The organism is Paenibacillus cineris, assembly GCF_018333335.1.
GTDB classification, from domain to species: Bacteria; Bacillota; Bacilli; order Paenibacillales; family Paenibacillaceae; genus Paenibacillus_AQ; species Paenibacillus_AQ favisporus.
In genome coordinates this window covers 3,989,881-4,006,760 of the sequence record NZ_BORU01000001.1, presented here as the reverse complement: position 1 = coordinate 4,006,760, position 16,880 = coordinate 3,989,881, and the positions used below count along the sequence as shown (strand labels likewise).

At 54.8% G+C, this 16,880-nt stretch carries 18 protein-coding genes; 12 read left to right on the top strand and 6 right to left on the bottom strand.

All coding sequences use genetic code 11. The features are described from left to right. The first annotated feature begins 560 nt into the window (after window positions 1-560). Window positions 561-1,265 (top strand): YitT family protein, encoded by a 705-nt coding sequence (locus KI379_RS18690; protein WP_212984399.1) that lies wholly within the window; start codon window positions 561-563, stop codon window positions 1,263-1,265. 150 nt (window positions 1,266-1,415) lie between these two features. Here the strand turns inward: KI379_RS18690 and KI379_RS18685 are convergent, their stop codons facing one another. Then, window positions 1,416-1,880 (bottom strand): DUF2188 domain-containing protein, encoded by a 465-nt coding sequence (locus KI379_RS18685; protein ID WP_076169964.1) that lies wholly within the window; start codon window positions 1,878-1,880, stop codon window positions 1,416-1,418. 127 nt (window positions 1,881-2,007) lie between these two features. Between KI379_RS18685 and KI379_RS18680 the strand changes: the two genes are divergently transcribed. After that, the gene (locus KI379_RS18680; protein WP_089548123.1) at window positions 2,008-2,799 is read left to right on the top strand and encodes a lipid II flippase family protein; all 792 of its coding nucleotides are present in this window, start codon (window positions 2,008-2,010) and stop codon (window positions 2,797-2,799) included. A gap of 130 nt (window positions 2,800-2,929) precedes the next feature. Here the strand turns inward: KI379_RS18680 and msrA are convergent, their stop codons facing one another. Both msrA and KI379_RS18670 read right to left on the bottom strand, forming a co-directional pair. After that, a complete protein-coding gene (gene msrA / locus KI379_RS18675) occupies window positions 2,930-3,895 on the bottom strand; it encodes a peptide-methionine (S)-S-oxide reductase MsrA (protein ID WP_212984398.1) in 966 nt (321 codons plus the stop codon). Window positions 3,896-3,979: 84 nt separating this feature from the next. Beyond that, a complete protein-coding gene (locus KI379_RS18670; RefSeq protein ID WP_145947556.1) occupies window positions 3,980-4,594 on the bottom strand; it encodes a TVP38/TMEM64 family protein in 615 nt (204 codons plus the stop codon). Between the two features lie 398 nt (window positions 4,595-4,992). Between KI379_RS18670 and KI379_RS18665 the strand changes: the two genes are divergently transcribed. The 3 genes from KI379_RS18665 (at window position 4,993) to KI379_RS18655 (ending at window position 7,038) form a co-directional block, all read left to right on the top strand. Then, on the top strand, window positions 4,993-5,679 hold the full coding sequence (locus KI379_RS18665; RefSeq protein ID WP_076169968.1) for a TerC family protein: 687 nt from the start codon (window positions 4,993-4,995) through the stop codon (window positions 5,677-5,679). A gap of 92 nt (window positions 5,680-5,771) precedes the next feature. Next, window positions 5,772-6,737, top strand: coding sequence for a Gfo/Idh/MocA family protein (locus KI379_RS18660; protein ID WP_212984397.1), 966 nt, complete (start codon window positions 5,772-5,774; stop codon window positions 6,735-6,737). Beyond that, window positions 6,730-7,038, top strand: coding sequence for a hypothetical protein (locus tag KI379_RS18655; RefSeq protein ID WP_076169969.1), 309 nt, complete (start codon window positions 6,730-6,732; stop codon window positions 7,036-7,038). Before KI379_RS18660 ends, KI379_RS18655 begins: the two co-directional genes overlap by 8 nt. Window positions 7,039-7,137: 99 nt before the next feature. Here KI379_RS18655 and KI379_RS18650 read toward each other — a convergent pair whose 3' ends face one another. The 3 genes from KI379_RS18650 to KI379_RS18640 form a co-directional block, all read right to left on the bottom strand. Beyond that, window positions 7,138-8,211, bottom strand: coding sequence for a glycosyltransferase WbsX family protein (locus tag KI379_RS18650; RefSeq protein WP_212984396.1), 1,074 nt, complete (start codon window positions 8,209-8,211; stop codon window positions 7,138-7,140). 75 nt (window positions 8,212-8,286) lie between these two features. Further along, window positions 8,287-9,462, bottom strand: a complete 1,176-nt coding sequence (locus KI379_RS18645) for a glycosyltransferase family protein (RefSeq protein ID WP_212984395.1) — start codon at window positions 9,460-9,462, stop codon at window positions 8,287-8,289. A 179-nt stretch (window positions 9,463-9,641) separates the two neighbouring features. Next, window positions 9,642-10,490: an AraC family transcriptional regulator gene (locus tag KI379_RS18640; protein WP_076169972.1), complete on the bottom strand. Its 849-nt coding sequence runs from the start codon at window positions 10,488-10,490 to the stop codon at window positions 9,642-9,644. A gap of 155 nt (window positions 10,491-10,645) precedes the next feature. On the opposite strand from KI379_RS18640, the gene KI379_RS18635 reads away from it, so the two are divergent. The 7 genes from KI379_RS18635 (at window position 10,646) to KI379_RS18605 (ending at window position 16,856) form a co-directional block, all read left to right on the top strand. Beyond that, a complete protein-coding gene (locus KI379_RS18635) occupies window positions 10,646-11,695 on the top strand; it encodes a Gfo/Idh/MocA family protein (protein WP_076170166.1) in 1,050 nt (349 codons plus the stop codon). Between the two features lie 49 nt (window positions 11,696-11,744). Next, window positions 11,745-12,512, top strand: a complete 768-nt coding sequence (locus KI379_RS18630) for a sugar phosphate isomerase/epimerase family protein (protein ID WP_076169973.1) — start codon at window positions 11,745-11,747, stop codon at window positions 12,510-12,512. Next, window positions 12,505-13,599: a Gfo/Idh/MocA family protein gene (locus tag KI379_RS18625; RefSeq protein ID WP_076169974.1), complete on the top strand. Its 1,095-nt coding sequence runs from the start codon at window positions 12,505-12,507 to the stop codon at window positions 13,597-13,599. The genes KI379_RS18630 and KI379_RS18625 overlap by 8 nt, the downstream gene beginning before the upstream one ends. A 62-nt stretch (window positions 13,600-13,661) precedes the next feature. Next, on the top strand, window positions 13,662-14,630 hold the full coding sequence (locus tag KI379_RS18620) for a sugar phosphate isomerase/epimerase family protein (RefSeq protein WP_089548117.1): 969 nt from the start codon (window positions 13,662-13,664) through the stop codon (window positions 14,628-14,630). Window positions 14,631-14,642: 12 nt separating this feature from the next. After that, window positions 14,643-15,374, top strand: a complete 732-nt coding sequence (locus KI379_RS18615; protein ID WP_076169976.1) for a ThuA domain-containing protein — start codon at window positions 14,643-14,645, stop codon at window positions 15,372-15,374. A gap of 273 nt (window positions 15,375-15,647) precedes the next feature. Further along, the gene (locus KI379_RS18610; RefSeq protein ID WP_076169977.1) at window positions 15,648-15,968 is read left to right on the top strand and encodes a winged helix-turn-helix transcriptional regulator; all 321 of its coding nucleotides are present in this window, start codon (window positions 15,648-15,650) and stop codon (window positions 15,966-15,968) included. A gap of 165 nt (window positions 15,969-16,133) precedes the next feature. Further along, window positions 16,134-16,856: a hypothetical protein gene (locus KI379_RS18605; RefSeq protein ID WP_212984394.1), complete on the top strand. Its 723-nt coding sequence runs from the start codon at window positions 16,134-16,136 to the stop codon at window positions 16,854-16,856. The last annotated feature ends 24 nt before the right edge of the window (window positions 16,857-16,880 follow it).

Sequence of the window (16,880 nt, the reverse complement as noted above, 5' to 3'; positions counted from 1 at the left end):
AATTGACATTGTGTGAACTTGAATTTACGTTCTGAAGACATGATCCGACGGAATAGGGCATAGGATATGACACGGTATCACGGTATCATTCCTGAAATCTGGATGACAGCGCCTGCGGCATAGAAGCCCTTCTTTTAGATATAAGAAAAGGTATAAGTTTCGGAGACTGGTTTCCTTATATCGCAACCAAAACTATCATATAAACGCGGTCCGGCTTCTTGGAATGCACGACGATAGACGTTTCTAACGCATTCTCCTCAGCAAGCTGTTTAGCAGGCAGTGCAACTGTGGTATAATAAGTATAGAAGTTATCAAACAAAAGAAAGGATCAGGATACCATGTGTCCCCGAAGGAACATTCCCCAAAGGACGATTTGGAAACGTTATGATCTCTCTTACACTTAGCTTCCATCGTAGAGAACAAGCGCCCGGATATTGGGTTGTGACAAACTTCTCGCGAAAGAAGGAAGCTTAAGATGCGAAGGACTCGGTCCTACAGGTTTCTTCCCGCGGAAGTTAGTCGCGTCCCTGACCAACTAACTACGATGAGGGGTAACCTGTATGAGGAAGAAAGACCATGTAATTTCAACGCTTCGATCAATCGCTATTATGATGTTAGGTACTTTTTTGCTGGCTTTTACGTATTATCACATTAATTTTCAGAATCATCTGTCCGAGGGCGGCTTCGTTGGCCTGTCGCTGCTCGGCAAGTACGCATTCGGATTTGACCCGGCAGTGACCGTGCTGATCCTGGATATTCCGGTGATCCTCGTTGCGCTGCTGCTGAATGGACGCAAATTTATTGTGAACACGCTTGTGGCGACCGTTTCGTTTTCCGTTTTTTACGATCTGATGGAACGCTACTCTGCGCTTGACATCAATCTTCACGGCAACCTGCTGCTTGCAGCGCTGCTGTCAGGCGTCTTGTCCGGCTTTGCAACCGGACTGGTACTGCGGTTCGGAGGAGCGACAGGCGGCGACGATATCGTGTCACTGCTGCTCAGCCGTCTCACCGGCCTTAAAGTCGGCACCGTATTTATTCTGCTCGATGCGGCCGTCCTGCTCGTGTCCTTGTTCTACCTGCCTCTGCAGGAAACGTTGTTTACGATTTTGGCCGTGAGCATTGCAGGGAAAATGATTACGTATACGGTCTCGTTTCGTGCGCATCGTACCTCGCCGGCAGCGGGAGATGCGGCACCTAAGATGACCGCGGGTCAGAAACAGCCTGCAGCCAAACCCGTTCACAAAGTTCGGAGTGTCCACTGATAGATAACCGCCTGGTTCCTGAGGGAATCAGGCGGTTTGCTGTTTATGGCAGGTATGGCAGGGCGGGGGCACCGTAAGGAGCCTCCCCGCGAAGACATACCACGAATCGCTCGATTTTGCCGTCTTGTGTAAACACTGGCATGAACAGGGTCACGAATAACTTCGATTGCTCTCGATTTTGCCGTCTTTGCCGTGAACGATGGCATGGACATCGTGTTTCGAGGCGTAGTCTTCCGCCTCGTCCATGGCTTCCTTCTTCGATCCAAAAGTCGACAAGGGCTTGTCTTTGCCTTCCACCTTGAGCGCCCATCCGTCCTCATGGGTGACGACATGGACGTCGGCATCGCCGCCCCGGCCGCTGCGGGAACGGGAAGTCTTGCCTGCGTGCTCGTCCCGCTCGTCATCCGAACGGCCGGATGCATGCTTCGATTGCCCTTCCTCACCGGCAGGGTGGTCCTCATTCCACTTTTCCGCCTGAGCGGTGCCGATGGCAATGGCGCGCCCTTCCTCATAGCCTTCCTCGAGCAGCGCATTGGCGATTTCGACCGCCTTATTCCGCACCCGGGGCTCCAGGTTTTTCATGGATACTGGGTAATCATGCTTATTCCAAGGCATTGTCAATCCCTCCAAACCAGTTCTCGTTTACCCCTATATTACCCGGCGCCGCGCGAATCAAACGATGTTCATCCGCCCGATATGCATTATAATGGAAAAGATTGAGAATAAAGGAGTGGGAAGCGTGATGATGCAGATGCTGCTGGTACTGCTCTTGACGGGGATCATCCATACCGTGGACAGCCTTTCCTATGCTCTGCGGCTCGGCGGGCTGCGCAGCCGGCGGATTACGCTGGCCCTGTCCCTGTCGGGGCTGCTTGTGATCGTGTCGAGGACTTCCAACATGGCGCAGGGGCCGATGGTCGGCAGCATGGTGGACAAGGCGCTGGCGTCGGCCTCCTTTCATTTGGAGTCGAGGCTGCATTGGATCATCGCCGCCGCCACAGCCGGTACAGCAGCAGCCATGCTGCTGTTTCCGAGCGTGGTGCGGATTTGCTCGCGGCTGGTCGTCCATTTGGAAGCTGCCGGTTCCATTCCGCAAATGGTAAGGCAGCTGACTGCCGGGCGAAAATGGAAGAACGGGGCGGCGTACGTCAAGCTGCCGAATCTCCAGATGCTGCGCAGCCTCTTTCAAGGCCGCCTGCCCAGACGCCTGATGGCGATCAATATGGCCGTCACGGCCATTTATACCGTCGGCGTGCTGTCCGCGCTGTATGCCGCCTATCTATGGCCGGCTTCCCGGCTGGCGGCATCGACCTCCTCCGGTCTGATCAACGGGGTGGCGACGATTCTGCTGACGCTGCTCGTCGACCCGCGGATCGCCCTGCTGTCGGACCGGACATTGCGGGGAGAGTCACGTCTGGGGCGGATGAATCAGGTGCTCGGCCTGATGCTCGTGTCCCGCTGCGCCGGGACGATCGCGGCCCAGCTGCTGCTCGTTCCCTGCGCATTCTGGATCGGCTGGCTTATCTCCGGCTGACCTCATGCAGCTGGAAAAAGGGAACGCGCATGAAAAAGAGGGTAAGGCTGCAAGCCTTACCCTCTTTTCGTATAAAGAACGAACCTCAGCGCCTATCGCTTGCTGGTCTCGCATAGAACGGCAGAACCGTTTATTCAAACAGCACTTTATATTCGGAATATCCTTCCTTATCCAGGTCTTCCTTCGGAATAAAGCGAAGCGCCGCGGAGTTGATGCAGTAGCGGAGGCCGTTCGGCCCCGGCCCATCGTCAAATACATGGCCAAGATGCGAATCCGAGCCTTTGCTGCGCACTTCGGTCCGTACCATCATATGGCTCAGGTCCAGCTTCTCTTTAATGTGGTAATCGCGGATCGGCCGGGTAAAGCTCGGCCAGCCGCAGCCCGAATCATATTTGTCCGTGGAGCTGAACAGCGGCTCGCCGGACACGATGTCGACGTAAATGCCGTCGCCGTGATGATCCCAGAACTCGTTTTGGAACGGCCGCTCCGTGGCGTTGTTCTGGGTGACTTCGTATTGAAGCGGCGTCAGGCGCTGTTTCAGTTCTTCCTTGTTTATCTTGGGAGCCCAGTGCTTCTCCAGGAAGTCATCGCGGCCCGATCCTTTCCGGTACCGTTTGTAATGTCCAGGGTTTTTCTTGTGGTAGTCCTGGTGGTAATCTTCCGCTTCATAGAACGGGCCGGCAGGCAAAATCGGCGTAACGATCGGCTTGTCAAAGCGGCCGCTTCTTTCGAGCGCCTGCTTGGACGCTTCTGCCTTCTCGCGCTGCTCCTCGCTGTGATAGAAAATAGCGGTCTGGTAGGAAGAGCCGCGATCGTAGAACTGCCCGCCCGCATCGGTTGGATCGATCTGCTGCCAGAACAGCTCGAGCAGCTTTTCATAAGGAAAAATGTCCGGGTTGAACGTAATCTGCACCGCCTCCACATGCCCCGTCGTTTCAGAGCATACTTCCTCGTAAGTCGGGTTCGGCTTATGGCCGCCGGTATACCCGGACACGATGCTGACGATGCCCGGCAGCTCCTCAAACGGGGTTACCATGCACCAAAAGCATCCACCCGCAAAAGTGGCTTTATGTTCAACTGGCTGTACGTCGCTCATGATATCACTCCGTTTCTTTCAAATCGTAAGTAAGGTGTACAACTCCATTATAATCCATCCGCGCAAGGGAACCAAGGAGCCCGGTTATTTCGGTCTCGTGCGGGAGAGTCGGCGGTACATTACCGCGATCAGTCCGAGCAAGAGGACATAAGCGGAGGCCGCAGCGGCAGAGATCCACGGGTGCGCAGACAGATTGCCGCCCAGGTAGGCATACAGCAGGATGCCCGGCACTTTGCCGATCCCGGAAGCGGCGGTGTAGCTCCAGAAGGGAAGCGCGGCGGCCCCGGCGAATATGTTGACCGCCATCTGCGGAACGATCGGAATAACCCGCGCGGCGGCGATACTGACAAACGGATGCGTTTCAATGAATGCGGTGAAAGTCTGCAGCGGCTTGATCCGTTCCAGATACCTCCTGCCACGGTCCCGAAACAGGTAGCGGACAAGTCCGTACAGAATCGTGGCCGCCAGCATCGTTCCGATCCAGGAGACGACCGCCGCCCACAGGGTCCCGTAAGCGTAACCGAGCGCTGCGATGACCAGCTTATAGGGAACGACAGGGAACAGGGCGACCAGGGCAGCAATTCCGACCAGCAGAAGGAAGGACGGCCTTTCGCCCAGCGCCTCCATGATCGCGTCCCGGTACAGGAAAGCCCAAACGAGCAGAAGGATGTACAAGAGGGGCAGCAGCCATTTTTTCATGGTGATTTCCTTTCCACTTAGCCTATAATCTCCATCATACCAAAAATTAATGAATAAAAATCATAGTAATTGCCTTAGAGTTTTGCTATAATGGTTTCAACAAGTGAATAGTTCCCAAAGGGGAGTAGCTCATGCAATAAAGTCGTCATTACGGGATCGGTATCCCCGGCTTTATTGGCAACGATTATGTTGTTTTGCGAGACCTTTGCCTGATTTTTCATTAGGTAAAGGTCTTTTTTGGTGGGCAAAAAAGCGCCATTTTACCTAATGAAGGTAAGGGGCGCTTTTTTTAGTGCGGCGACTAATCATTCTATCTATATAGAATGAACTAAAGAAATGAACGTTATAGGTAAAACTTTAGTTCATTCTATCTCAAACAACAGAAAGGTGGAAATCGTATGGAATTGTTTACTATGGCATTTTGGGCAGCGCTCATGTCCATCGTCATCATTGACCTGGTTCTTGCCGGCGATAACGCCATTGTAATCGGGCTCGCCGCACGGAACGTCAAAAAAGAAGACCAGAAAAAAGTCATTATTTGGGGGACCGTGGGCGCTGTCGTCATCCGGGTCATCGCCACGCTGCTCGTCGTGCAGCTGCTGCTGATTCCGGGACTGCGGCTTGTCGGGGGAATCGCGCTTGTATGGATTGCGTATAAGCTGCTGATTGACGAAAAAAAGCACGACATATCCGCAGGCAACCAAATGTGGGCGGCCATCCGCACGATCATTATCGCCGATGCCATGATGGGTCTCGACAACGTGCTGGCGGTAGCCGGAGCGGCCCATGGAGACTTCCTGCTCGTCATTATCGGACTGGCGATTTCGGTGCCGATTATGGTATGGGGCAGCACGATCATCCTGAAGCTGACGGAACGCTTCCCGGTCATTATTACGATCGGTGCGGCGGTGCTCGCCTGGACGGCATCCAAAATGCTGGTGGAAGAGCCGCTGATTCACGACTGGTTTGCCAGCCCGATCCTGAAGTACGGGTTTGAAGTGGTGGTCATTGCCGCCGTCGTTGCTTTGGGACTGATGACCAAAAAGAAAAAGCAGAAGGAAAACCGGGCGGCAGAGTCGATGTAACGGCTTAAATTTGCCGGCCAAAAGCGGTATAATGGGTATCTGTCCGGCATGTCCGGAAGGTTCGTTGGATGGAAGAAAGGTGGACCATAGGCATGAATGTAATAAACCGTAAGCGGAAGGTTGCGCTGGCGGGGCTCGGTGATATCGCCCACAAGGTATATCTTCCGCTGCTGGCCCACCACGAGAAGGTGGAGGTTGCCGGGGTGATGAGCCGCTCCGAAGCTACGGTGCAGCGCGTGACGCAGAATTACCGGTTTCCTCTGGGGACGACCGATCTGGAAGAACTGCTGTCATGGGACCTGGATGCCGTTTTTGTCCACAGCCCGACAGAAACCCATTATGACGTGGTTAAAGCCTGTTTGGAACGCGGGGTATCCGTCTATGTCGACAAGCCGCTGACGACGGATCTCACCAAGTCCAGGGAACTGGCCGCCCTGGCTTCAAAGAAAGGCCTGCTGCTCGCGGTAGGCTTTAACCGCCGGTTTGCTCCATTATATGTGCGGGCAAAGGCATGGGTCGAGGAGACCGGCGGATTTGTCCAGGCCGCTGCAGCCAAGCACCGGACCACCCTGCAGAAAGGGAGCAGCAGCGACACGATTTACGACGATCTGATCCATATGCTGGACCTGCTGCTCTGGCTGGGCGGAAGTGACTACGAGCTGCTTCATCACCATCTAAGCGAAGATGAACAGGGCCGGCTGCTGCACACCTCCGGCGAGCTGGGCCTCGGTCGGAACGTCACAGGAAGGTACAGTATGATCCGGCAGGCCGGAGCGGATATGGAGAAGCTCGAGCTGCACGGAAGCGGCCGGTCGGCGGAAATCGTAAATCTGGAGCGTGCGGTTTTGTGTGAGCATGGAAGGCCGCCCGAAACCCGCGAATTTGGAAGCTGGGAACCGATCCTGCATCGGCGCGGCTTCAGCGGGGCCGTGGATCATTTTCTGGAACATCTTGCTTCTCCGGAAGACTGTACTATTCGCGCTGAGCGGGTCATGCGCAGCCATGAGCTGGCATCAAGACTGGCGGAGCAGCAGAAGGGGGGGACTGACAATGGATGAACGGCAGAAGTCGCTGGAAGAAGGCATCGTGGAAAGCTACCGGCAGGATGAGGATATGATGATCCTGGTTTTTGCCCAGTGGTGCGTCAATCACGGGTTGGACCCCCTGGAGCTGTACCGGCAGGCGTACCCGCAGCAGGGTGACAACGAGCGGCTGCAGCGGGTGCTGGACCTGACCGTACCTAAAGAGGAGGCCGGGCCGATTCCGGACGATACTGTGCTTGGCGTGTTGTCGCTGTTCGGCAACGAAGACTTGGCGTTTGTCGTATCCGAAACGATCGCGGCGAGAGCCAAAAAATAAGCACCAGCACTTTTGGCTGCAGCTTAAATGGTAAAAGCAGCCCAGAAGCCATGCCCCATATCCGGGGCATGGCTTCTTTGCTCATAGGGCGGGAGAGCGTTATTTGCGGCCGGTATAACTCGCGGATGCTTCCAGCGCACTTTTCACCGCCTTCAAATATTGATAGCCGTGATGCCGGTCCGGTTCAAGGTAAGCTCCCTCTGCCCATTCGTTCCAGGCGTTGATAAACAGAAACTCGCTGCGGTACAGCCGGCTTGCCCTTTCGATCTGTCTCGCCAGATACCAGCCGAACTTGCGCGGGGAAGCCCCCATGCTGCTTTGCCCGTGGGCGCCGAGCCGCGGCGTGTTGTCCCAGTTGACGAAAGCGCCCGGGAAAATCGTCTCCCCGGCACGATGAGGCGAACGGTTCAATATGTTTTCCCAGACATGATCATAATCCACAACGATGTGCGGGTCGCCGCCGTACGTATTGACATAGCTCCAGATTTGCTGGGAACGGCTGTGACCGAACGTATAGTGCGGTTCGAACTCCAGGCTTGCTTCGAAGCCAGCTTGGTTGGGAAGGGGGAACCCCCCTAGCGTGCGTACAAAATAAATGCCTTCAAGCCCGTTTCTCCGGGCCAAATCGTTCCATAACCGGATCATCTCCTCGCATCGGGGGATGTTTCCGGGCCGATAGATGATAAACATCGGTTTCTCTTGAATACGGATGTATCTCTCATCCCGGAAGGCATCCAGCAGCGCATAAAAGTGCTCTTCCCAGTCACGTTCATCCCCGTAATCCTGCGGCATCAGCAGGTGATGATCACCGCCGTCCCACCTCCGGGTCCACGGCTCGTTGGCCCAGGACAGGCAGAACGGGATCCGGGGCTCACCCAGCCGCAGCACTTCGTTAAAAGGCTTTTCGAGCAGCCGCTTTCCTTTGAACCAGTAGTGGTAATAACAAAAGCCGTAAATGCCGTAGGACTGGGCGGTGTCCGCCTGCCACATCCGCGCGGCAGGGTCGGTCAAATCGTAGTAATACTGATCGAAGGGCTCATTGGGCTGCTTGTGCCCCGGGTACAAGGGGACGGCCTTTCGGGTATTTGTCCACTCGGTAAAACCCTCCCCCCACCACAAATCGTTTTCAGGTATCGGGTGAAACTGCGGCAGTAAAAATGCGATAAGCTTCAAGTTGACTTACCTCCCATACAACTTCGACGGCGGCTCAATCCTGATCCCGGCAGGCTGCCCGGATGGTTTGCATTCCTAGCGCCGAGCGGCGAGATGGAGCAGCTTCAGCACCATTTGCAGGCACGAATTGCGGTATTTGCTGCCGTACAGAGCGTTGGTCGACACATACCGCATGAGCTCAGGCCGGTCCCAATAATAGCCGAGTTTTTCCTGCAGGTCGCCGGCGGAGCGGAAGATGACGATATCTTCGTCCGGCCGCATGTACTCGTATAGATTGGGATCGTTCTCCGCCAGCAGAAAGCCTCCGCACGCGCCAATGGCCAAAACCTGCCCGGGCTCCGGCTGCGCATAAATGATTACGGTGGCCCCGTTATAATATTCCTGGATATCGGCAAGCGGCCGCACGCAGGTTACGCCGTCTTCGGGCTGCCATCCTAAGCCCATGGCAAACACTTTTTTGTCCGCGAGCAGCGGCTTCATGCCGGCGAACATCTCCCGGGTACGCGGATCCGCATTTCCGATGAACAGAATGTCGGATTGATACGCGATATTCACGGCTTTGGGGAAATACACGGATGGATCCGCGGCAAAAGGCAAATATACGATCTGTCTGCAGCCCATATAGCGGTACAGAGGAATGTGGTTGATATTTTGCGTGAATACGAGGTCGAATGCATCCGCAATCGAAGCCAGCTGTTCGGCAGGCGCAGCGGCATCCGCCAGCCAGACCGCTTTTACCGGGGAGCCGGACAGGACCGGATCCCGCAATTCGTCAAAAAAGTTCGCATCGGGATTGCCGAGCACCAGCAGGAGATCGAACGGAATGGCAGTCAGCCCTGCGGGCAGGTTATAGAGGTGCTTCACGGGAGCGGCCGCCTGTGTGACCAGCCTGAGCCCGTCAAGAATGGACTGTTCGGTATGCCAATGGCTATCTTCCGAGAGCAGCGACCGCACAAGAACTTTCATTTGTTTGGTATCCACCGGGCCTGGGGGGGTGCGTGCTCCGTCCAATTCAACCAGAACGGGTGGCGCTGCGGCCGGTTGTTCGGAAGGGACGGTTTCCGTTTCGGCAGCAACGGGGGGGCCTGGCAGACTTGGGGCTGCGCCGGGAAGGGGAGCTGGTACGTGCGGTGTTCCACCGCCGTTTTTCTTCAGCACGCGGACCACCATTTTGGCGATGCGCTGCTCGGTAACGGGATGCAAACGGATGTGGGTGCGGCGGGGGCGCTCGCGGCTCCTTTTTTTGTTCATGGCGTTTGATTTCCCTCCTCATCGCCTTAGCATAGTGTCATACCAGTGTATGGTTGTATCGTGAAAGCTGCCCCACGGACAACTGACCTGAAAAGGAAAAAAAGGGCGGATGCTGAAGCCGGCAGCACAAAAAAACCGGCGCTTATCCGCGCCGGCTTCAGCCTGTCTTATCCGATGTTCTAGTTCGGCGAACGGACGCCGATCCCGGTCTGGATCTGCTCCCTGTTCTCCATGCGGTATTCCTTGGGCGACTTGCCGAACCGGGACCGGAATACCCGGTGGAAATACGTATAGCTGCCGAATCCCGAAGTTTCCGCAATGTCTTCGAGCGACATCGGACTAAACACGATCCGCTCGCGGGCCATTTCCAGCCGGACGTCCAGCGTATATTGCATAATGCTCGTCCCGAAGGCCTCCTTAAACAGATGGACCGCCCTCGAGACGCTGATGCCGACATGTGAAGCGACATCCTCCAGCTTGAAGGATAACGAGGCGTGTTCTTCAATAAAATGCTTCATGCGGTAAGCCAGGTACGTTCTCGGGGTCGTGGAGGGATGCTCGCTAAGGAGGCGGTCCGTTTCGAGGCATAAAATCCGCATATAGTATCCGGATATTTCGGGATACGGGTTGGACATTCTCCGCTGCTCCAGCACGATCTGGCGGAACAGGCTGATCAGGCTCTCGTTAAGCGGGACGCGGATACGCGTCGGCCGTTTCTGCTTGGCCCACCACTGGTCGATCCATTCCCCGCCGAAGAAAATATGATAGTCGCCGCTTTCTACGGCAAGCTCGCCCTGAGCGTTCGGCTCCTCGCCGATCAACAGCTCGTACGGCTCGTCAGGGGAATAAATCAACAGATCGCCCGATTCGACGGGAACAAGCTCACCGTCTACCAGTGCGCGGCATCTTCCGTCGGTCTGCAGACGCATGAGGTAATTTTTAACGCCGTCCATCTCGCTCATGTAGAACGGTTTATGATGAAATGAAAATCCTGCTGTATAAATGTGCACTGAATCTTGGGTGGACATGATAGGGCTCCCTTTGCAATCCAAAAAATAATGACCAGATTGTTCATGTTTCGATCATATAATTCATTTTAATATAAATAAATTCGGAATACCATGTTACTAGATTGTTGAATACGCATTCAGCATCGTAAGGAGTGACTTTCGTGGAGAACAAAATGAAAGCCGGCATTATCGGCTGCGGCAACATCAGTGCCATTTACCTGGAGAATTTAAAGAAAAGCCCGGTTGTTGAAGTGGTGGCGGTTGCCGATCTGGTGACTGAACGCGCCCAGGCGCGGGCTGAAGAGTTTGGGATTGCAAACGCATACACCGTGGATGAGCTGCTCGGTGACAAAGAGATTGAGCTCGTCATCAACCTGACGATTCCCGGCAGCCATGCCTCCATCGATTTGGCGGCGCTTGAAGCCGGCAAGCATGTATACGCAGAGAAGCCGCTGGCGACCTCGCTGCAGGACGGCAAGCGCGTGGTTGAACTGGCCGAGCAGAAAGGACTGCGCGCCGGAAGCGCGCCGGATACGTTCCTCGGATCAGGCGTGCAGACCGCCAAAGCGGCGATCGAAGCCGGAAAGATCGGCATACCGGTGGCGGCAACCGCATTTATGATGGGCGGCGGCCCGGAGGGCTGGCATCCGGACCCTGAATTTTTCTACGCGCCGGGCGGCGGTCCGATGCTGGACATGGGTCCGTATTACCTGACGGCGCTGGTTGAGCTGCTGGGTTCGATCCGCCGGATCAGCGCTTCGGTAGGTGCCCAGATCCCGATGCGGACCATCGGCTCGGGGCCGAAGAGCGGCCAGCAGATTCAGGTGCAGACACCGACCCATCTGGCAGGCACCATCGATTTTAAACAAGGCGCCATCGCCACGATGATAACCAGCTTTGATATTAAAGCCGGGGCCAATCTGCCGTGGATTGAAATTTACGGTACGGAAGGAACGCTCAGCCTGCCGGATCCGAACTTCTTTAACGGCGACGTCAAGCTCCGCCGAAGCGGTTCCAGCGAATGGGAAGTGCTGACGCCCGTTTTTGAGAGCACCCAGAACGAACGCGGCCGCGGTGTAAACGACATGGTCGAAGCGATCCGCTCGGGGCGTAAACACCGGGCCAACGGCAACCTGGCCTACCACGTGCTGGAAGCCATGTATGCTTTTGAAGAGTCATCCATCAGCGGCAGCCATGTCGTACTTGCGAGCAGCCATGAATAACGGTCATCCCAATAAGGTGACCTATAAGCGAATACAGGGGTGAACCAATATGTTGAAGCTTGGCCTGCAGTTATATACGGTTCGTGAAGAAATGGAAAAGGATTTTGAGGGTACGTTGAAGAAAGTAGCAGAGCTGGGTTATCAGGGCGTGGAATTCCACACCTTCTTCGGACGCTCCAGCGCCGAGGTCAAGAAGCTGCTGGACGAGAACGGTCTGGTCGCCATCGGGACCCATACGCCGTACGACCGGATGCAAAACGCACTGGACGAGGAAATCGCCTATAACAAGGAGATCGGCAGCAGCAGCCTGATCGTTCCTTACCTTGGTGAGGAGCAGCGCAAGTGGGACGAAGTGTTTGACAACCTGAAGCGTATCGGTGAGAAATGCGCCGCGCAGGGGGCCACACTGCTGTACCATAACCACGATTTTGAATTTACGGAAACACGCGGCGAGGAAACGGTGTTCGACGCGATGTACGAAGCGGTGCCCGCCGACCTGCTGAAGGTGGAGCTGGATACGTGCTGGGTATATTTTGCCGGCTACGATCCGGTGGAGTACATCGAGAAGTATGCGGGACGCCTTCCGATTGTGCACTGGAAGGACGTCAAGCGGAAAGAGGACGGCACGCCGCAGACAGTCGAGCTCGGCGCAGGCGAAGTCAACCTGGAAGCCGTAGCCGAAGCAGCGGACCAAGCCGGCGTGGAATGGATCGTTGTGGAGCAGGATTTCTGTGAAAGACCACCGCTCGAAAGCATTGCAGCCAGCATGGAATGGATCAAATCTTATGCCAGAAACGGAGGACCCGTAAATGTCTAGCTCAAGCAAAACCCTGAAAATCGGCATCATCGGCTGCGGAGGAATCGCAAACGGCAAGCATATGCCGAGTCTCAAGAAGCAGCCACAGGCGGAAATGGTTGCGTTCTGCGATATCGTGCAGGAGCGCGCAGAGAAGGCCGCTGCCGAATTCGGCGCAGAAGGCGCCAAAGTGTATACAGATTTCCGCGAACTGCTGAAGGACGCAAGCATCGACGTCATTCATGTATGTACGCCGAACGATTCCCACTCCGTCATTTCAGTGGCGGCACTGGAAGCCGGCAAGCATGTCATGTGCGAGAAGCCGATGGCCAAGACGGCCGCCGAGGCCAAAGCGATGGTGGAAGCCGCCAAGCGCACCGGCAAGAAGCTGACGATCGGCTACCAGAACCGCTTCCGCAACGACAGCCAATACTTGAAGGAGCTGTGCGAGAACGGGGAGCTCGGCGACATATATTACGGTAAAGCGCTGGCCATCCGCCGCCGTGCCGTTCCGACCTGGGGCGTGTTCCTTGACGAAGAGAAGCAGGGCGGGGGACCGCTGATCGATATCGGCACCCACGCGCTCGACCTGACGCTGTGGCTGATGGACAACTATAAGCCGAAGAGCGTGCTCGGGAGCACCTTCCACAAGCTGGGCCATAAAGAGAATGCGGCCAACGCGTTCGGCCCTTGGAATCCGGAAGAGTTCAAGGTAGAGGATTCCGCATTCGGTTTCATCACGATGCAGAACGGCGCAACGATCGTGCTGGAGTCCAGCTGGGCGCTGAACGTCGTGGAAACCGGGGAAGCGAAGACGGTTCTTGCCGGCACGGAAGGCGGGGCTGACATGAAAGACGGCCTGCGCATCAACGGCGAGAAAATGAGCCGCCTCTATGAAACCACGGTGGATCTGAACGCCGGCGGCGTAGCCTTCTACTCCGGGTCGGCAGAGACCGATGCCGACAAGGAGCAGCGCCTGTGGCTCGAAGCCATCCTGGAAGATAAAGAGCCGGTGGTCAAGCCGGAGCAGGCCTATGTGGTCACGCAGATCCTCGAAGCCATTTACGAGTCTGCCAAAACAGGCAAAGCCGTTTATTTTGAGGAATAGTCATCCTTTGCATAGAAGCAATTATTTATAGCTACGATAACCAAGAATGAGGAGGAGTACACTTGAAACTGGGAGTATTTATGGTATTGTTTGGTGGACGCAAACTGGAGGACGCTTTGGACTATGTCGTCTCCAAAGGATTGAAGGCTGTTGAAATCGGAACAGGGGGCAATCCCGGCAACGCACACTGCAAGCCGGCGGAGCTGCTGAAGGACGAAGCCGCATTGAAGCAATTCAAGGACGCAATCGAGTCCCGCGGCCTGACGATCAGCTCGCTGAGCTGCCACGGCAACCCGCTGCATCCGCAGAAGCATCTGGCTCAGGCCGACCACGAGGATTTCGTGAACTCGGTGCTGCTGGCTGAGAAATTGGGCGTTGAAGTGGTCACCACGTTCTCCGGATGCCCTGGCGACCATGAGGATGCCAAATATCCGAACTGGCCGGTAGCGCCTTGGCCAAACGATTATCAGGAAGTGCTCGCATGGCAGTGGGAGAACAAAGTTATCCCTTACTGGACCGAACAAGCGAAGTTTGCCAAAGAGCATAATGTAAAAATCGCGCTTGAGCTCCACGGCGGATTCTCGGTGCATACACCTGCGACACTGCTCCGCCTGCGCGAAGCTGCCGGCGAAACGATCGGCGCCAACCTAGATCCGAGCCACATGTGGTGGCAGGGCATCGATCCGGTGCAGGCGATCCACATTTTGGGCCGTGAGGGTGCGATCCATCACTTCCATGCAAAGGATACCGTGATCGATCCGATCAATGTTAACAAATACGGCCTGACCGATATGCAGTCCTACACGAACATGCTGGACCGCGCTTGGCAGTTCCGCAGCGTAGGCTACGGACACGATGTAAAAACGTGGGCTGACATTATCAGCGCACTGCGCCTCGTCGGCTATGATTATGTCGTCAGCATCGAGCATGAAGACGGCCTGATGTCTGTTGAAGAAGGCTTCTCCAAAGCCGTTCAAAACCTGCAGCAAGTACTTATTGAAGAGCCACTCGGCGAGATGTGGTGGGTCTAGGGGGATAAACCATTGATTAATGTAACCATTTGGAACGAATTCGTTCATGAAAATATTCACGACGAAGTGAAGGCAGTCTATCCGGAAGGCATTCATGCCGCACTGGCCGCAGGGCTGGACGGGAACGGCTTTGCGATTACAACGGCGACGCTGGACCAGCCGGAGCATGGATTGACCGAAGAAGTGCTGAATGCCACGGACGTGCTCGTATGGTGGGGCCATATGGCCCACGACCAGGTCAGCGACGAAGTGGTGGCGCGTGTCGTAAAACGCGTGCTAGGCGGCATGGGACTCATCGTGCTGCACTCCGGCCATTTCTCCAAACCGTTTAAAGCGTTGATGGGAACCTCCTGCGACCTCAAGTGGAGAGAAGCAGGGGAGCAGGAAATCATTTGGAACGTGAACCCGTCCCATCCGATTTCCATGGGCATTGACGCCAAAATTATCCTCGAGCATGAGGAAATGTACGGCGAATTTTTCGATATTCCGGCTCCGGATGAACTCGTGTTTATCAGTAATTTTGAAGGTGGCGAAGTGTTCAGAAGCGGATGCACTTTCCGCAGAGGCCAAGGGAAGATCTTCTATTTCCGTCCAGGCCATGAGACGTTCCCGACCTATTACCAGCCGGAAATCCTGAAAGTCATCGCCAACGCGATCAATTGGGCGTATCCTCTCCAAACGCCGGCTCCGGTATTCGGCAACATGCAGCCGGTCAGAGAACTGAAGCCGGCGGCAGTATTGTAAGTTTTCGCAAGGCGCATCAGCCTAAAGCGGCGGTCCAACCGCCGCTTTTTTGCTTGCTTGCAGAGCATGCATGATTTTCGGATGATCTGTAGATCATGGGATCAGCAAGGAATCGGGAGTCCCGTTTTGAAAGGGAGAGAACATTTGCGGAGCTTTCCAGCAGTTGTCTTGTTTCATTTTGCGCAAAAATGTGGTAAAATGAAATATACTAACTTAATGTAAGCGTTCATGAGACGTAACTGTTTACATGGATTCTGTAAAGAGGTGAAGATCATGAATCAACAACAATTTAACATGTGTCCGCGATTCGAAAATGCTTTCTCCATATTAGGGAAACGCTGGAACGGCTTGATCGTCTTTTCCCTGATGGATGGTCCGAAACGGTTCAAGGATATATCGAAATTAATTCCTTCGATGAGCGATAAGATGCTGTCCGAACGCATGAAAGACTTGGAAACGGAAGGAATTCTGGTTCGGCACGTTTATCCCGAAACGCCTGTCCGTATCGAATATGAGCTGACGGATAAAGGCCGAGCGCTGCGTCCCGTTATGGAGCAGGTTCAAGAGTGGGCAGAACAGTGGGTTGAGCTGTAAAACCGTCCGAAAGGTACGGTTCTGCGGGAAACCCGTTAACGACAAACCTTCCTTCCATTAAGGAGGGTTTTTGTTAATTATAGGAAAAGACTTGCACCAAATGACGGAGTCTGTAGTATAATTGGTAAAAAACTGCCTTTTCGGCGTATAAGGAGGCGGATGACGATGAGGAAGATCATATTCTCCCAGGGAATCGGGTACGGCAAGGACGATGTACACGAGCTTGAAAGCGCTTCGGTCAAGGTTCGGGGCATTTACGACAAGACACTCAGCATGCTTAGCCGGTATTGGCCGGAATCGATTTGGAAACGCTGGACCTTAGACAGGCCTGCTCAGGCGTCACCTGCCGACGAAGACAAAGACAAGAGCAGTACGATTTTTCAAAAATGGATTCAAGGTCCTACGGGCTGGAAATGCATCGGCTGTGAGCGGCATAATGTCGAGAGCCTTGTTGCGAATCATGCCTCGGACGGAACGTCCAAGCATGAATACATCTTTCACAACGGCCGGTATCAGAGCATGCTGCTGCAGGTCATCATTTGGTCCCAGTACGAAGAAATCACCATGTTTCACCCCTTTCTCGGTGACACTCCTTTTTTCACGGAAGAAGAACTGGAGGTCATCTCCACTTATTTTGTGCCTACCTATGTCCATGAAGCCCCTCTGATCCAGCTTGGCAAAAGTTACAAGAAACACAACACGAAATTTCCGATCTACCAGGAATATATTTCAGCTCCGCCGCTGATGCTGCAGTTTGGGGGAGAGGTGCTGGAGGGTACGTGGATGACAGGCGTATACGTGGACCAGGCGAATTTTCTCGGTTTGGGCCCTTATTTGAAAAATACCGACGGCACTCGGACGTTCATGGAGCCTCTTATCGATTCATAGGAAACATCTGCCGGAATGCGCGGA

Excerpts from the sequence above, each read along its gene's own strand:
- KI379_RS18655 (WP_076169969.1), top strand. The coding sequence starts at position 6,730 with ATGGATGAACGGCAGAAGTCGCTGGAAGAAGGCATCGTGGAAAGCTAC.
- KI379_RS18660 (WP_212984397.1), top strand. The coding sequence starts at position 5,772 with ATGAATGTAATAAACCGTAAGCGGAAGGTTGCGCTGGCGGGGCTCGGT.
- KI379_RS18690 (WP_212984399.1), top strand. The coding sequence starts at position 561 with ATGAGGAAGAAAGACCATGTAATTTCAACGCTTCGATCAATCGCTATT.
- msrA (WP_212984398.1), bottom strand. The coding sequence starts at position 3,895 with ATGAGCGACGTACAGCCAGTTGAACATAAAGCCACTTTTGCGGGTGGA.
- KI379_RS18645 (WP_212984395.1), bottom strand. The coding sequence starts at position 9,462 with ATGAACAAAAAAAGGAGCCGCGAGCGCCCCCGCCGCACCCACATCCGT.
- KI379_RS18670 (WP_145947556.1), bottom strand. The coding sequence starts at position 4,594 with ATGAAAAAATGGCTGCTGCCCCTCTTGTACATCCTTCTGCTCGTTTGG.
- KI379_RS18625 (WP_076169974.1), top strand. The coding sequence starts at position 12,505 with ATGTCTAGCTCAAGCAAAACCCTGAAAATCGGCATCATCGGCTGCGGA.
- KI379_RS18635 (WP_076170166.1), top strand. The coding sequence starts at position 10,646 with ATGAAAGCCGGCATTATCGGCTGCGGCAACATCAGTGCCATTTACCTG.
- KI379_RS18680 (WP_089548123.1), top strand. The coding sequence starts at position 2,008 with ATGATGCAGATGCTGCTGGTACTGCTCTTGACGGGGATCATCCATACC.
- KI379_RS18605 (WP_212984394.1), top strand. The coding sequence starts at position 16,134 with ATGAGGAAGATCATATTCTCCCAGGGAATCGGGTACGGCAAGGACGAT.
- KI379_RS18610 (WP_076169977.1), top strand. The coding sequence starts at position 15,648 with ATGAATCAACAACAATTTAACATGTGTCCGCGATTCGAAAATGCTTTC.
- KI379_RS18685 (WP_076169964.1), bottom strand. The coding sequence starts at position 1,880 with ATGCCTTGGAATAAGCATGATTACCCAGTATCCATGAAAAACCTGGAG.
- KI379_RS18640 (WP_076169972.1), bottom strand. The coding sequence starts at position 10,490 with ATGTCCACCCAAGATTCAGTGCACATTTATACAGCAGGATTTTCATTT.
- KI379_RS18665 (WP_076169968.1), top strand. The coding sequence starts at position 4,993 with ATGGAATTGTTTACTATGGCATTTTGGGCAGCGCTCATGTCCATCGTC.
- KI379_RS18630 (WP_076169973.1), top strand. The coding sequence starts at position 11,745 with ATGTTGAAGCTTGGCCTGCAGTTATATACGGTTCGTGAAGAAATGGAA.